This is a genomic window from Dyella nitratireducens (assembly GCF_014642835.1).
GTDB lineage: Bacteria > Pseudomonadota > Gammaproteobacteria > Xanthomonadales > Rhodanobacteraceae > Dyella_B > Dyella_B nitratireducens.
Window position 1 is genome coordinate 213,314 of the sequence record NZ_BMJA01000006.1, and the last position, 13,822, is coordinate 227,135.

The window sequence follows — 13,822 nt, forward strand, 5'->3', positions numbered from 1 at the left end:
TCCGCACACAGCCGCATGCATCCAGGCATCGCACGTGCATGACGTGTGCAAAGAAGACCGTGACATATTGCTTGGCGCACCGCGGCAATGCGCTTTTGAAACTGCGTGCTATGTTCGTGCCGCACGTTGAATAACACGTTGAACAAAGGGGTACTGGCACATGCGCATGGGGTTGGCTATCGATGCATCCTGCGATCTGCCGCGGGAGTTTTTGCAACAGCACGACATTGCCGTCATGCCCATCGCGGTACGCATCGACGAAGCCGTCTTCAAGGACAACCGCGATCCCGCTGAAATCGAGCGTTTCTTCAACCTCAAACTGGGCAGCCGCAGCCACTCGGCGGAGACCGAGCCGTGTTCTGTGGAAGATGTGCAGAAGCTGTTTCTCGACAAGCTGGTGCTGGAAAAGGATTGCGTGTTCTGCCTCACCATCACGCCCACGCGCAGCCCCATCTACGACAACGTGGTGAAGGCCAGCTTTGCGGTGCTGAAGAACTACCGCAAAGTGCGCGAACCGGCCGGCGTCACTGGTCCTTTTTTGATGCGTGTGCTGGATACGCGCAGCCTGTTCGCCGGTTCCGCACCATGCATCGTCGAAGCGGTACGCCTGATGCAGGCCAATGAAACGCCGGCCGCGATCCGCGAGCGGCTGGCGTATATCGCCGAGAATTCCTACGGCTACATGCTGCCACGCGACCTGTATTACCTGCGCGCCCGCGCCAAAAAGAAAGGCGATCGCAGCGTGGGCCTGTTGAGTGCCGTGCTCGGCTCCACCCTGGACATCAAGCCGCTGATTCGCGGCTACCGTGGCGATACGACGCCGGTCGGCAAAGTGCGTGGCTGGGAACATGGCTGCGAAACGCTGTTTGCGTATGCTGCTGACCGTGTGCGTGCCGGCTTGCTGGTGCCGGTCATGTGCACCGGTTACGGCGGCGATCTCAGCGAACTGCCGAAGCTGCCGGGTTACGACAAGCTGGCGCAAGCCTGCGAAGAGTGCGGCGTCACCCTGATGCAGGCACCGATGAGCATCACCGGCATGGTCAACGTGGGCGAAGGCGCGGTGACGATCGGCTTTGCGGCAGAAGAGCACCAGGTCGAATTCTGATGCTGCAAAACCTACGTCCGCGCCAAACACAGCTACTGCTGAGCAAAATTTGCACAATGTCGTGCAAGCCTATGTCGCGTAAGCCTCGTGAAGACTTGTCCACAGGGTTGCCACCAAGGTTTCCCCAATCGCTGTGGAAAAGTACTCAGAACCCGTAATGGAGAAATCCGCCATCCACCGCCAGCACTTGGCCGGTGATGTAACTGGCCGCCGGCAAGCATAGGAACGCAATGGCCGCCGCCACTTCCTCCGGTTCGCCGATGCGCCGCAGCGGCGTGTGATCCAGCACTTCATCGAGATAATCGGAATCCGCTAACGCAGGCTCCGAACGTTGGGTGCGGATGTACCAGGGCGCCACTGCATTGACGCGGATGCCATCTACCGCCCATTCCGCCGCCAGATTGCGCGTGAGTTGGTGCAGCGCCGCCTTGCTCATGCCATAGGGCGAGCCGGTGCGCACATGCGTGATGCCGGACACCGATCCCACATTGACAATCGCCGCGTGCGCATGCTGGATGAGATGCGGATGGGCGAGGCGGCACATCTCATACGCCGAAAACAGATTCTGTTCGAAGATCGCGCGGTAGTCGGCCTCGCTGTAATCGAGCGTGGCCTTGGGGCTATTCCCGCCGGCATTGTTGACGAGCAGCGACAGCGGCGTTTCCAAATCCGCCACCCAGTCGAACACGGCCAGGCGGTCCTCCGTCACACTCACGTCAGCGGCGAATGCCAACACCTCGATACCGGGAAAATCGTCCGTCAGCTCCACGCGCACCTGTTCCAGGTAGTCATCGTCGCGCGCTACCAGCAACAGGTCAGCACCCAATCCGGCCAGCTCACGCGCGGTGGCGTAGCCGATGCCCTTGCTGGCGCCGGTGATGAGTACGGTGTGATCTTGCAGTTGCCAAGCATCAATACGGCTGTTCATGAGGCGCAGCTTACATGAACGGCATGGCTTGTCCGAAGCGTCCACTGGCAGGACACTGTATCCATGTTGATCGGGGCCATCTCATGAAAAACGCTATCGCACTGCTTTGCCTACTGGCCCTGGGAGCCTGCAGCGGCAAACCACCCGCGCCGCAATCCGACCCCAAGTCCAGCGCCGCGCAACCGAGCGCTCCCTGGGATGCCATGAAACAGGACGAACAGCGCGCGAAGGACGTGCAGAAGGTCGTCAACCAGCACGCCGCCGACCAGGACAAGCAGATCGAACAGCAGACGCAATAAGCTGCTTCGTACGTTCAGCCATCTGGACGTCTGTACGTCCACGCTTGCCATCGTTACACGTTGCAGGCAAGGTTCGGGCATGAGTCCCGATACCACCCACTCCGAATCCATTCCCCTGCTGGACATCCATGAAGCCAGCGTGCTGCGCGGCGAACGCCTGATCCTGGACCGGTTCAGCCTGCGACTCGCCGCCGGCCAGCACACTGCCATCCTCGGCGCCAACGGCTCCGGCAAATCCACCTTGATCCGACTGATCGCGCGGCAGATCTATCCGCTGGCGCGCGAAGACGATAGGCCAGCGATCAAGGTATTCGGGCGCGACCGCTGGAGCGTCACCGAGCTGCGCAGCCTGATCGGCATTGTTTCGCCCGCCGTGCAAGGCGACTACACCAACGAGGATGCACCGCTGGAGGTGTTCGATGCGGTCGTCTCCAGCTTCTTCGCCGCACGCGGGCTGTGGGTGAATCACGAAGTCACCGACACCATGCGACAGCATGCACTGGATGCACTGGCGCAAGTACAAGCCTCGCAACTCATCGGCCGCGAGATGGCCAGCCTTTCTACCGGCGAAGCACGCCGTGTGCTGATCGCGCGGGCGCTGGTGCATAAACCGCGCGCGCTGCTGCTGGACGAACCTTGCACCGGACTCGATCCGGCCAGCCGCCGACGCTTTCTCGAAAGCCTGCGACAGCTCGCCCAGCATGGCGTGACCCTGCTGCTGGTGACACATCATGTGGAAGAGATTCTGCCGGAGATCGACCACGTGGTGGTGCTGCGCGAAGGCCAACTATTGCGCAACGGCAGCAAGGGCCGCGTACTGACCAGCGAAGCATTGACGGAGGCATTCGGCATGCCGATGCGCGTAGAAAAGCAAGGCGACTACTACCACGCCAGTGTTGGCTGAGCCGTTGGGCCATTGAGGTTATGCGCATGCCTTACTTTCGCGCACAAGGCCTAGTGTCCATTTCAAATTGACGCCCAGCGTGCCAAGCAGGATCAGCGCCAACCCCATCATCTGCACAGCGGCCAGCCGATGGCCGTACAACACATAATCAAGCAACAGCGTCACCAGCGGATACACGAACGCCATCACTGCAATCGTCACGACGGGCAAGCGTGGGTATGACGAATAGAACAGCACGTACACGATGCCGCTGTGGATCACACCCAATCCCACCAGCCACAACCAGTGCATACCCCAATGCAGCACAGAGGCACTGGAAAACCATCCCAGCATGAGTACGCCTACCCAGCACTGGATCATGACCAGCGCAAACGGACGCTGCTTGCCCACCTTGCGCGACATCAGCAGCGATGCACCGCATAATAGGGCAGCCAGGAACGTCAGCGCGATACCCACCAGATAGGACGCATCGACGTTGCGCCATATCCGCACTGGATCAGCGGCACAGGCTACGCCGATAAAGCCAAGCAAGGTCCACATCAGGTCCATCGGTCGCGTGCGCTCGCCTTGCACCAGCGCCGCAAGAATCAGCATCACAAACGGAAAGAAGTGATACACCATCGTCGCCACGCCGATCGACGAACGCGCCATGCCCGCAAACAGGCATACCCAGTTCAACACCAGCAAGATACCGCTGAGGATGGCACCGCGAATCAGCACGCGATCCTGCAGCACGCCATGCAGATGGCCACGCGCCACACCCCACACCAGCAGAAACAGGCCGCCGAACAGACAGCGGTAGAACACCGCCGTGACCGCATCCTGGCCGCTTTCGTGGACGAAGACGCCCACGGAGCCGATCAGGCATTCGGCGATGAGAAGTTGGATAAGGGCGCGATGGTTGTTCTGTTCGAGCATAGTTCCGCCATGACACGTAGGTTGGGGTGCAAACCCCAACGTCGTCACGCTCATACATCCGGATGCTGGGGTTTGCACCCCAACCTACGCCCCTACGCCCAACCGATACAGATTCAGTTAGTATCGATATCGACCAGTACAGTTGAAACCAGCCATGCTGCTTTATGAGCGCCTCGCCAACCAACTGCGCACACAGATCGCCCAAGGCAGCCTGCGCGCGGGCGAACGCCTGCCCTCGATCCGCCAGCTGGCGCACAGTCACGGCGTCAGCATCGCCACGGCGGTACAAGCTTGCCTGGAACTGGAGCGCGAAGGATTGGCGCAGGCACGACCACGGTCCGGCTATTTCGTACGCGCAGCGACGCCGCCATTACCTGCCACGCGCCCCACGCGTCGACGCACGCCCGGCACCGTCAGCAACCCCATGCTGCAGGACGTGCTGGATATGCTTGCGCGCAGCGATTTATTGCCCCTGCACAGCGCCACGCCATCATCTGCCTTGCTGCCGCAAGCAGCACTCACGGCATCGCTTTCACGCTGTCTGCGTCACACGCCAGGCGCCGCACTGGATTACGCACCACCGCAAGGCCATCTCACACTACGTAGATTGATCGCGCAACGTTACGCGCAAGTGGGCGTAACTGTTTCGCCGGAAGAGATCGTGATCACGGCCGGCGCGATGGAAGCGATCAGCCTGGCCTTGCGCACCCTCACCCAGGCCGGTGACGTCGTGCTGGTGGAATCACCCACCTATCACGGCATTCTGCAGGCCGTTGCTGCGTTGAAGCTCAAGGTGCTGGAAGTACCCAATCTGCCTGACCGCGGCATCGACGTGGCACGACTGGAGCAGCTTCTGCAGCAGAACACGGTTCGCGCAGCGGTGCTGGTCCCCAACTTCAACAACCCGCTCGGCAGCTTAACCAGCGACCACGACAAGCAAGCCCTATTAAAGAGTTGTGCACGCCACAAAACCGTTGTCATCGAAGACGATATCTACGGCGAACTGGCATGGTCCGGACAACGGCCGTCACCGCTACGACGCTGGGACCGGCATGGCAATGTGATCACCTGCGGCTCGTACTCCAAGATCCTCGCACCTGGCCTGCGTGTCGGCTGGCTGGTAGGTAGTGATTGGACCGACGCGCTGTTGCGCACCAAGTATTTTTCCACCGTGGGCAGCGCCAGCCTGCCGCAACTGGCATTAGCCGATTATCTGCAGCGCCACGACCTGCAGCGTCACTTGCGTCAACTTTGCCGTGCGCTGGCTGATAACGCGCAGCGCATGCATCAGGCCGTGGCACATGATTGGCCCGCGTCAACACGTGCATGCACGCCGCGTGGCGGCCTTTCGCTGTGGCTGCAACTGCCCGGCATGAATGCGCAGGCTCTGTTTGATGCCGCATTGCGCGAGGGCATCGGCACCGCGCCGGGTACGCTGTTTTCCAGCCGTGGCGAGTACACCGATTGCCTGCGCTTGAGTTGCGGATTACCGTGGAGCAAAGCGTTGGATCACGCGTTGCGGCGGTTGGGTCAGCTAGCGGCCAAACACGTTGCGTGAGCCTCGCATGCTCCCTCACCCACTGGAGGAACCACCATGCAGAAAGCGGCCTTGCTTGCATTGCTACTCACGACACCGGCCTTCGCATATGCGCAGGATACGATCCGCTACAAATTGCCCAACAGCAACTTCCCCATTTCCGCCGCCGTGGAAGTACCTGCCGGTAAATCGATCGTTTTCCTTAGTGGCACGGTGCCGCCAGTGGTCGATGCCAAGGCACCGAAAGATTCCGTAGCCGCCTATGGCGACACCAAGACCCAGACCATCGGCGTGCTCACCGCCATCCAGAAGCAATTGCAGAGCATGCATATGGACATGGGCGACATCGTAAAAATGCATGCGTTCCTGGTCGGCGACGAAGCGCATGGCGGCCGTATGGATTTCGCAGGTTTCATGGCCGGCTATACGCAGTTCTTCGGCACCAAGGAGCAACCCAAGCTGCCGGCACGTTCGGCGATTCAGGTGGCGGGGCTGGCGAATCCGGGATTCCGGGTGGAGATCGAAGTGACGGCGGTGCGGCCGTAAGTCAGACCCCAACCCTCTCCCCTCTGGGGAGAGGGTTGGGATGAGGAGACAATCTTGCGAGAAAACGTGAGTCCTCTTATGGCCGTTCGTCGCAAGTCACGCGCGTACTTACGCATTACAGTAGACACACGTTTGCGCACCGAGAAAAACGCATCATGGGGCTCTATCCATTATTCGCCGACCTGACCGGCTTGCCCGTACTCGTCGTGGGCGGCGGTCACGTCGCGGAACGCAAAACTGCCGCGCTGCTTTCGGCTGGTGCAAAGGTTCGCGTCGGCGCACCGTCACTTACGCCTGCCCTGATGCAACAGGTCGAAGAAAACAAAATCGAACATCTCCCCGGCGCATTTCAACCGGCCTGGCTGGACGATGTATGGCTGGTCATTGCTGCCACGGACGATCACGCATTGAACGCCGACGTTGCCGCGAACGCGGAAGCACGGCGCATTTTGGCGAACGTCGTAGATGCGCCCGCCCTGTCACGCTTCCAAGTCCCGGCCATGGTAGATCGCACACCCCTGACGGTAGCCATTTCTACCGGTGGTGCGGCCCCCGTGATTGCCCGGCGCGTGCGCGAAACCTTGGAAACCGAACTCGATCATGCGCTGGGCCCGCTCACTGCTCTGGCGCAGCGGTACCGCACACGCATCACGCAGCGATGGCCGGACCTGGCGGAACGCCGCGCGTTCTACGACTGGCTGCACGATGGCCCAGTGATGAACCTGTTACGTAACGCGCGCCCCGATGAAGCCGAACGCGTTTTGCTGGAAGCACTCGATGCAAAAGAACCCGCCTCGCGCAAAGGTTCGGTGCTGCTGGTCGGCGCCGGCCCCGGCGATCCCGGCTTGCTCACACTACGTGCACTGCGTGCACTCAACCAGGCTGATGTGATCCTGCACGACTCGCTGGTCAGCGAACCCGTGCTCGCGCTGGCGCGCCGTGATGCCGAGCGGATCGACGTCGGCAAGCGTTGTGGTGGGCGTCATACGCAGCAGGAACAGATTCACCAGCTGTTGCTCGAACAGGCACAGGCAGGCCGCCTTGTGGTGAGGTTGAAAGGCGGCGATCCCTTCGTGTTCGGGCGCGGCGGCGAGGAGATGGAATTCCTGCACCAGCACGGCATTGCGTTTGAAATCGTTCCAGGGGTCACTGCCGCCGTGGCGTGCGCAGCGTATGCGGGCGTTCCGCTGACGCATCGCGGGCACGCACGCTCCGTACATTTGCTTACGGGGCACGGCAAAGAGTCGCTGGATGCGATGGATTGGCCGGCGCTGGCGCAGGACCACCAGACTTTAGCCGTCTATATGGGTGTGGCCAGGCTCGACGAATTCACCCAGCGCCTGCTGGAACACGGCCGGCGGCCGGATACGCCGTTCGTCATCATTGAGAACGGTACGCTGCCGCAACAGCGGGTCGTGCGCGGTGTCTTGCAGGAATTACCTGCGCACGCCAAGGAGCATGCCATTCATCCGCCGGCGTTGCTGATCGTTGGGGAAGTCGCTGCGATGGCGAATGAACATGCATGGTTCGGTAGGTTGGGTTAGCGCAGCGTAACCCAACGATGTCACCTCGAATATGTTGGGTTACGCTGCGCTAACCCAACCTACGCGGATTCCTCGCATGACTGACTTTGACTCGGAACGTCCCCTGCAAAACCGCCGCATCGCCATTCCCGAGTCGCGCGAGCTGGATATGTTCGCGTCACTACTGGAACGCCGTGGCGCTTCCGTTCTGCGCTGCCCGCTCGTCGATATTCGCGACACACCGAACCCAGGACCTATACTCGACTGGCTACACGTGTTCTGTGCTGGCGGTTGCGACGATCTACTGCTGTTCACGGGCGAAGGCGTGCGGCGCCTGCTGAGCCTGATCGACCATCACGCGCCGGAACTGCGCGGCAGCTTCATCGCACGGCTCGGCACCGTGCGCACCATCGCACGCGGCCCCAAACCGGGACGCGTGTTGCGGGAACTTGGCTTGAAGCCCACGCTGGTTGCCGATCCTGCTACGACACCAGGGATGATCGTCCTGCTGCAAACGCTGGACCTAAAGGGACGCCGCGTCGGTGTGCAGCTTTATGGCACGGAGCCGAATGCACCGCTGATGGATTTCCTCGCTGCTGCCGGTGCCAAGGTGCTGCCGGTATGGCCATATGTGTATGCCGATGCCGCGGCAGACGCCGAAGTGATGGCACTGATTGAAGCAATGCAGCAAGGCCAGGTCGATGCGATCGCCTTTACCAGCTTGCAGCAAGTGGAGCGGTTGTTTCGGCTGGTGGAAGCCGGTCGACTGAAGCAGGCGTTGGCACGAACGCTGGTAGCTGCCATCGGTCCTGTAGTGGCTGATTCGCTGCGCGCGCACGGCGTTGAGCCGCAGGTAGTGCCGGAAGAAAGTTATTACCTGAAACCATTGACGCAGGCATTGATCGAACGGCTATCTTCAAACTTGCCGTAAGCAATGTAGGTTGGGGTGCAAACCCCAACATCAGAACCTCTCACCACGCCGCACTGCGACATCCGGCTCACAAGCCCAATCTGCAGCGAGCATCCCCTGCCTGATATATCTATGTATGGACGAATACGGCCAATCACTGGCACGCGTTACGTATCCATGTTTGACCGGATTAATGTGAACGTAATCCAAGTGACATGCTAAGTCATGCTCGTCTCTGATGAGATGTTCCCAGAATCGGCGCTGCCAGATGCCCCGTTCGCTTTTGTTCCGTCGCGAAGTGCTGATCGTTTCTCTCTGCTCGATTGCCCATGAGAAGCGCTGCTTAATCAACATCCAGCGTCTTGAAAAGTCGGCATCATGGTCAGGCATACTCCAGATGGTGTGCATATGCTCTGGAAGAACCACCCAGGCTAAAATACCAAACGGATGGCGCTGTTTAACTGTTCTTACAGCCTCACGCAAGAGATCAACACGCTCTACGAGTAGGGCGCTAGCACGATCGGCAAGATTGACCGTGAAGAAATACGTCCCGCCAGTCATGATCGCTCGTCGGTAACGCATGGAATACCACTGGTGGCTCGCTTTGCTTATCCCAACGTACGCCGCCGCGTGGACGGCGGTAAGCAGAAGCGGCCTTCCGTATCTGTCAGCGTTCAACGCTCTCGCGGACCTGATGGTGTTGGGGTTTGCACCCCAACCTACTTGAACTTCACTCAGGATTACGCATTTGCTTCCGCTCGCACCTCTGCGATCAACTGCCGCAACTCCGGCACGCACGAACCGCAATTACCCCCTGCGCGCAAGCGCAACGTAATCTGCGTCGGCGTCTCCAACCCGTGGGTGCGGATCGCATCACAAATCGTATTGCGCCCGACACCAAAGCATGAACACACCGTTGGCCCCGTCGACGCGCCAGGATCAGCCGGCTCACCGATCAACAGCGCCACGCGATCCGCTTCGTCCAACGTCTCGCGCAAGAACAAGCCGGCAAGCCAATGCCGCGACGGCAGATCGGGACGTGAGGAAAGAAACACGCAGGACTCGATACGATCGTCGATCAAGTGTGCGGCGCGATACACGCCTGTGCTGCGATCTTCGTATTCGAGCCAATCCGCATCCGGATCACTTACACCCAGCCACGCACGCGCCCAGGCGCTGCATTCGGATGGCCGTTCACGATGCGCGATCTCGTAACGGCGGAAGCGATCGCCCTGGATGGACGTCCAATAGCTCAAACCATCCGGCGCCAGCAGCTGACGGCTGAGCGCAAAACCATGCCAACGCACGGGGAAAGGTTCCACGTTCACCGGCGTGTGCTTGAACTCCGGCTCACCGGAAACCGGATCGACCACCGGATTGACCAGGCTGCCCACGCGCGCGTCGGAAGCGAATTGATCGTTCCAATGAATCGGCACGAACACATTGCCGGCAAGAATGCCGCCACTGTGCTTCACGCGCGCCACCATGCCACCCCAACGCGATTGCACGCGCGCCAGCTCACCCTCGCGCACACCGCAACGAAGCGCGTCGTGTGGATGCATGTCGACGAACGGCTCGGGAATGTGCCCGGTCAGACGCGGCGCTTTGCCGGTGCGCGTCATGGTGTGCCATTGATCGCGCACGCGGCCGGTGTTGAGCACCAGTGGATACTCGCGATCGGTGGCATTCACCGGCAGGCGTGCCGGAGTCGCGACAAAGCGCGCGCGGCCGTTTTCATGCGAAAAACCGCCGTTTGCAAACAAACGCATGCTGCTTTCCCCGCTCATCGCAACCGGCCACTGTATCGGCTTTAACGCGTCGTAAGCGCGGCGATCCAGCGTTGCCAATCCTTCGAGATTGAGCACACGCCGCACAGCAGGTGCATCACCCTCTTGTGCTTCGTGATTGCGATAGGCCGTAAGCCGGGCATGCTCGTCAAACACCGCATGCACGTCGTCAAACTGAAATCCTGCTGCAAAACCGAGGCGCTGCGCCACATCGCACACAATGCGCCAGTCCGCGCGTGCATCCTCCGGTGCAGGCATAAATACCCGCTGGCGTGAAATACGCCGCTCGGAGTTGGTAACAGTGCCGTCCTTCTCGCCCCAGCCCAGCGCGGGCAACAATGCATGCGCGTACGCGTTAGTGTCGGTCTGCGCGACGATGTCGGAACTCACCACCCATTCGCACTTCGACAGCGCCCGTTTCACGCGATCTGCATCAGGCAGGCTCACCACCGGATTGGTGGCCATGATCCACAACGCCTTCACCTTGCCATCGCCGATGGCATCGAACAGGTCTACCGCTTTCAGCCCCGGACGCTCGGCGATGCGGGGCGATTGCCAGAACGATTGCACGATCTGGCGGTGCACGGGGTTTTCCAATTCCATGTGCGCCGCCAGCATGTTCGCCAGCCCACCCACTTCACGGCCACCCATCGCATTGGGCTGACCGGTGAGCGAGAACGGCCCCATGCCCGGCTTGCCGATGCGCCCCGTGAGCAAATGACAGTTGATGATGCTGTTGACCTTGTCGGTACCGCTGGAGGATTGGTTCACGCCTTGCGAGAACAGCGTGATGGTGCGCTCGCAACGCGCGAACCAGCGGTAGAAGTTCAGCAGATCCGCAAGTTGCACGCCGCAGATGCGCGCCACCTCTGCCGGATCACCGGCATCTGCCTGCGCTGCAGCCAGCGCCTGCGTAAAACCCTCGGTGTGCGCCTCCACGAAACGCGCGTCCATGGCGCCATGCTGAAACAGAAACGCCAGCAAGCCATTGAACAGCCAAACGTCCGTACCTGGCTTCACCGGCAGATGCAAATCGGCCGATTCGCAGGTTGCCGTGTGCCGTGGATCGATCACCACGATGCGTGGCGGTGCACTGCTTTCCTTTGCCTTGGCGATGCGCTGGTACACGATGGGATGGCACCACGCGGTGTTGGAACCCACCAGCACGATCAGCTCGGCCTGCTCCAGGTCTTCATAACAGCCCGGTACCACGTCTTCACCGAATGCGCGCTTGTGGCCGGCCACGGCGGACGACATGCACAGCCGCGAGTTGGTATCGATATTGGCAGTGCCGATATAGCCTTTGGCCAGCTTGTTGACGACGTAGTAGTCCTCGGTGAGCAACTGGCCTGACACATAGAACGCCACGGCGTCAGGGCCATGCTGATCGATCACGCGACGGAAGCCTTCGGCTACGCGGTCCAGCGCGTCGTTCCAGTTTGCGCGCCGAAGTGTGCCATCCGGTCCGCGCAGCATGGGGTGCAATAACCGGCCCCGCAGGTCGACCGTTTCGCCCAAGGCTGAACCCTTTACGCACAAACGGCCATGGTTAGCGTGGTGTTGCGTGTCGCCTTCCACGTGTACGGAGCCGTCGATGTTGGTGTGGGCCAACACGCCGCAACCTACGCCGCAATAGGGGCAGGTGGTGGCGACTGTCATGCGTTCATTCCCTTGAAGAAGCAGCCGAGTGAAAGAAGCTGTGTAGGTTGGGGTGCAAACCCCAACATCGTCGTCTGCCATGCCTCGCGATGTTGGGGTTTGCACCCCAACCTACGTGACGGGTTCATGCCGCCACCTCCGCCTGTTGGCAATAGTGCTTGCCAAACAAAAGGCGATCACGAATCGGCGTGATGTCAGTCCCGTTCTGGATCAAGTCGAAATACCACCCCCCATCCTTCACGTCGCCGTACAGCACGGCGCCAATAACCTGGTTGTCCTTCAACACCAATCGTTTGTAGATGCCGCGGCGCGGATCGCGCAGCACGAGATCCTCAGTGCCTTCGCCGCCAATGAAATCGCCGGCCGAATAAAGATCGATGCCCGTCACCTTGAGCTTGGTCGCCGTGCGGGTGAAGCGATAACGGCGATGCCCCATGCGCGCCAGGTGCGACGCGCACACACGCGCCTGCTCCCATACCGGCGCCACCAGGCCGAAGGTAAGACGGCGATGCTGCACGCATTCGCCCACAGCATAGATGTGTGGATCGTAGGTCTGCAGCGTGTCGTCGACCACGATGCCGCGATCGCAGTGCAGCCCGCATGACTTGGCCAAGGCGATATCGGGACGCACACCCACCGCCATCACTACCAGATCGGCATCGATGCGTGTACCGTCGGCAAATTCGATGCCCTGGACGCGCCCATCACCGTACAGCGCCTTCGTCTGTGCATTCAGCAGCACATTCAGCCCGCGCCCCTTGAGATTGTGCGACAGCAAGCGCGACGCATCGGCATTGAGCTGCTGTTCCATCAACACTTCAATGCGATGAAGCAGGGCCACCTGCATGCCACGACGCAGGAGACCATTGGCGGCCTCGATGCCAAGCAGGCCACCGCCGATCACCGCGGCATGTTTGTAAGTGCTGGCTGCCTGCAGCATCTTCTCGACATCATCGATGCCTCGAAAACCAATCACGCCCGGCAGATCAGCGCCTGGCAGCGGCAGCATGAACGGCTGCGATCCGGTCGCGATCAACAGGCGGTCGTAAGCAACCTCCACACCTTTGCGCGAACGCACACGCCGATGATGCCGATCGATGGCGACCACCGGATCGCCGGCGTGCAGCGTGATGCCGTTTTCCGCATACCACTGCCGCGTGTTGAGCATGATGTCGTCGGTGTTCTTTTCCCCGCTCAACAGCATCGAGAGCAAGATGCGGTTGTAATTGCCATAGGGCTCGGCGCCGAACACCGTGATGTCGTACAAGCCGGGCACGAGCTGCAGAAGTTCTTCCACCGTGCGCATGCCGGCCATGCCGTTGCCGATGACGACCAGCCTGGGCCGCGATGCACTCATCGTAGCGGCTGTCCCAGCAGCACATGATCACCCTGCAACGTCACCTGCCAGGCGCGCACGGAATGTTCCGGTGCTTCCAGGCACTCGCCGGTGCGCAGATCGAAGTGCTGCTTATAGATCGGCGAAGCGACGACCACACGCTCGCCAAGGCTGCCGATCAAACCACGCGACAGCACGTATGCATTCGCATTCGGATCGAAATTGTCGATCGCATAAAGCGCATTCTCGCCGACGCGGAACACAGCCACTTGTTCGTCATCCACGAGTGCGCACACACCCGTATTGGATACGATGTCATCCAGGTCGCACACCAGGGTCCAGCCTTTCGCCGTCACCACATCTTCCATCG

Annotated in this window: 13 protein-coding genes; 7 read left to right on the plus strand and 6 right to left on the minus strand. The window is 60.7% G+C overall.

What is annotated here, in order from left to right; translation table 11 throughout:
- The first annotated feature begins 160 nt into the window (after positions 1-160).
- The gene (locus tag IEX75_RS22720) at positions 161-1,105 is read left to right on the plus strand and encodes a DegV family protein (RefSeq protein WP_188798087.1); all 945 of its coding nucleotides are present in this window, start codon (positions 161-163) and stop codon (positions 1,103-1,105) included.
- A 145-nt stretch (positions 1,106-1,250) separates the two neighbouring features.
- On the opposite strand, the gene IEX75_RS22725 is transcribed toward IEX75_RS22720, so the two are convergent.
- Complete coding sequence (locus tag IEX75_RS22725; RefSeq protein ID WP_188798089.1) at positions 1,251-2,033, minus strand: SDR family oxidoreductase; 783 nt, start codon at positions 2,031-2,033, stop codon at positions 1,251-1,253.
- Between the two features lie 83 nt (positions 2,034-2,116).
- Here IEX75_RS22725 and IEX75_RS22730 point away from each other — a divergent pair, with 83 nt between their 5' ends.
- On the plus strand, positions 2,117-2,332 hold the full coding sequence (locus tag IEX75_RS22730; protein WP_188798093.1) for a hypothetical protein: 216 nt from the start codon (positions 2,117-2,119) through the stop codon (positions 2,330-2,332).
- A 79-nt stretch (positions 2,333-2,411) separates the two neighbouring features.
- The gene (locus tag IEX75_RS22735; RefSeq protein ID WP_188798095.1) at positions 2,412-3,236 is read left to right on the plus strand and encodes an ABC transporter ATP-binding protein; all 825 of its coding nucleotides are present in this window, start codon (positions 2,412-2,414) and stop codon (positions 3,234-3,236) included.
- Between the two features lie 18 nt (positions 3,237-3,254).
- On the opposite strand, the gene IEX75_RS22740 is transcribed toward IEX75_RS22735, so the two are convergent.
- Positions 3,255-4,154: a DMT family transporter gene (locus IEX75_RS22740; RefSeq protein ID WP_188798097.1), complete on the minus strand. Its 900-nt coding sequence runs from the start codon at positions 4,152-4,154 to the stop codon at positions 3,255-3,257.
- 154 nt (positions 4,155-4,308) lie between these two features.
- On the opposite strand from IEX75_RS22740, the gene IEX75_RS22745 reads away from it, so the two are divergent.
- The 4 genes from IEX75_RS22745 to IEX75_RS22760 all read left to right on the plus strand — a co-directional run bounded on the left by IEX75_RS22745 (position 4,309) and on the right by IEX75_RS22760 (position 8,691).
- Entirely contained in the window at positions 4,309-5,712 is a 1,404-nt protein-coding gene (locus IEX75_RS22745) for an aminotransferase-like domain-containing protein (RefSeq protein WP_188798099.1), read from the plus strand.
- Positions 5,713-5,748: 36 nt separating this feature from the next.
- Positions 5,749-6,237, plus strand: coding sequence for a RidA family protein (locus IEX75_RS22750; RefSeq protein WP_188798101.1), 489 nt, complete (start codon positions 5,749-5,751; stop codon positions 6,235-6,237).
- Positions 6,238-6,392: 155 nt separating this feature from the next.
- Positions 6,393-7,781 (plus strand): siroheme synthase CysG, encoded by a 1,389-nt coding sequence (gene cysG, locus IEX75_RS22755; RefSeq protein WP_188798103.1) that lies wholly within the window; start codon positions 6,393-6,395, stop codon positions 7,779-7,781.
- A 76-nt stretch (positions 7,782-7,857) separates the two neighbouring features.
- The gene (locus IEX75_RS22760; protein ID WP_188798105.1) at positions 7,858-8,691 is read left to right on the plus strand and encodes a uroporphyrinogen-III synthase; all 834 of its coding nucleotides are present in this window, start codon (positions 7,858-7,860) and stop codon (positions 8,689-8,691) included.
- Positions 8,692-8,721: 30 nt separating this feature from the next.
- Here the strand turns inward: IEX75_RS22760 and IEX75_RS22765 are convergent, their stop codons facing one another.
- The 4 genes from IEX75_RS22765 to nirD form a co-directional block, all read right to left on the minus strand.
- The gene (locus IEX75_RS22765; RefSeq protein ID WP_188798107.1) at positions 8,722-9,252 is read right to left on the minus strand and encodes an REP-associated tyrosine transposase; all 531 of its coding nucleotides are present in this window, start codon (positions 9,250-9,252) and stop codon (positions 8,722-8,724) included.
- A gap of 158 nt (positions 9,253-9,410) precedes the next feature.
- Positions 9,411-12,116 carry a nitrate reductase gene (locus IEX75_RS22770; RefSeq protein ID WP_188798109.1) on the minus strand — a complete coding sequence of 902 codons (2,706 nt, stop codon included), beginning with the start codon at positions 12,114-12,116 and terminating at the stop codon, positions 9,411-9,413.
- A 124-nt stretch (positions 12,117-12,240) separates the two neighbouring features.
- Positions 12,241-13,473, minus strand: a complete 1,233-nt coding sequence (locus IEX75_RS22775) for an NAD(P)/FAD-dependent oxidoreductase (RefSeq protein ID WP_188798111.1) — start codon at positions 13,471-13,473, stop codon at positions 12,241-12,243.
- Entirely contained in the window at positions 13,470-13,820 is a 351-nt protein-coding gene (nirD, locus tag IEX75_RS22780; RefSeq protein ID WP_188798113.1) for a nitrite reductase small subunit NirD, read from the minus strand. The genes IEX75_RS22775 and nirD overlap by 4 nt, the downstream gene beginning before the upstream one ends.
- Between the last annotated feature and the right edge of the window lie 2 nt (positions 13,821-13,822).

Excerpts from the sequence above, each read along its gene's own strand:
- IEX75_RS22720 (WP_188798087.1), top strand. The coding sequence starts at position 161 with ATGCGCATGGGGTTGGCTATCGATGCATCCTGCGATCTGCCGCGGGAG.
- IEX75_RS22725 (WP_188798089.1), bottom strand. The coding sequence starts at position 2,033 with ATGAACAGCCGTATTGATGCTTGGCAACTGCAAGATCACACCGTACTC.
- IEX75_RS22730 (WP_188798093.1), top strand. The coding sequence starts at position 2,117 with ATGAAAAACGCTATCGCACTGCTTTGCCTACTGGCCCTGGGAGCCTGC.
- IEX75_RS22735 (WP_188798095.1), top strand. The coding sequence starts at position 2,412 with ATGAGTCCCGATACCACCCACTCCGAATCCATTCCCCTGCTGGACATC.
- IEX75_RS22740 (WP_188798097.1), bottom strand. The coding sequence starts at position 4,154 with ATGCTCGAACAGAACAACCATCGCGCCCTTATCCAACTTCTCATCGCC.
- IEX75_RS22745 (WP_188798099.1), top strand. The coding sequence starts at position 4,309 with ATGCTGCTTTATGAGCGCCTCGCCAACCAACTGCGCACACAGATCGCC.
- IEX75_RS22750 (WP_188798101.1), top strand. The coding sequence starts at position 5,749 with ATGCAGAAAGCGGCCTTGCTTGCATTGCTACTCACGACACCGGCCTTC.
- cysG (WP_188798103.1), top strand. The coding sequence starts at position 6,393 with ATGGGGCTCTATCCATTATTCGCCGACCTGACCGGCTTGCCCGTACTC.
- IEX75_RS22760 (WP_188798105.1), top strand. The coding sequence starts at position 7,858 with ATGACTGACTTTGACTCGGAACGTCCCCTGCAAAACCGCCGCATCGCC.
- IEX75_RS22765 (WP_188798107.1), bottom strand. The coding sequence starts at position 9,252 with ATGCGTTACCGACGAGCGATCATGACTGGCGGGACGTATTTCTTCACG.
- IEX75_RS22770 (WP_188798109.1), bottom strand. The coding sequence starts at position 12,116 with ATGACAGTCGCCACCACCTGCCCCTATTGCGGCGTAGGTTGCGGCGTG.
- IEX75_RS22775 (WP_188798111.1), bottom strand. The coding sequence starts at position 13,473 with ATGAGTGCATCGCGGCCCAGGCTGGTCGTCATCGGCAACGGCATGGCC.
- nirD (WP_188798113.1), bottom strand. The coding sequence starts at position 13,820 with ATGGAAGATGTGGTGACGGCGAAAGGCTGGACCCTGGTGTGCGACCTG.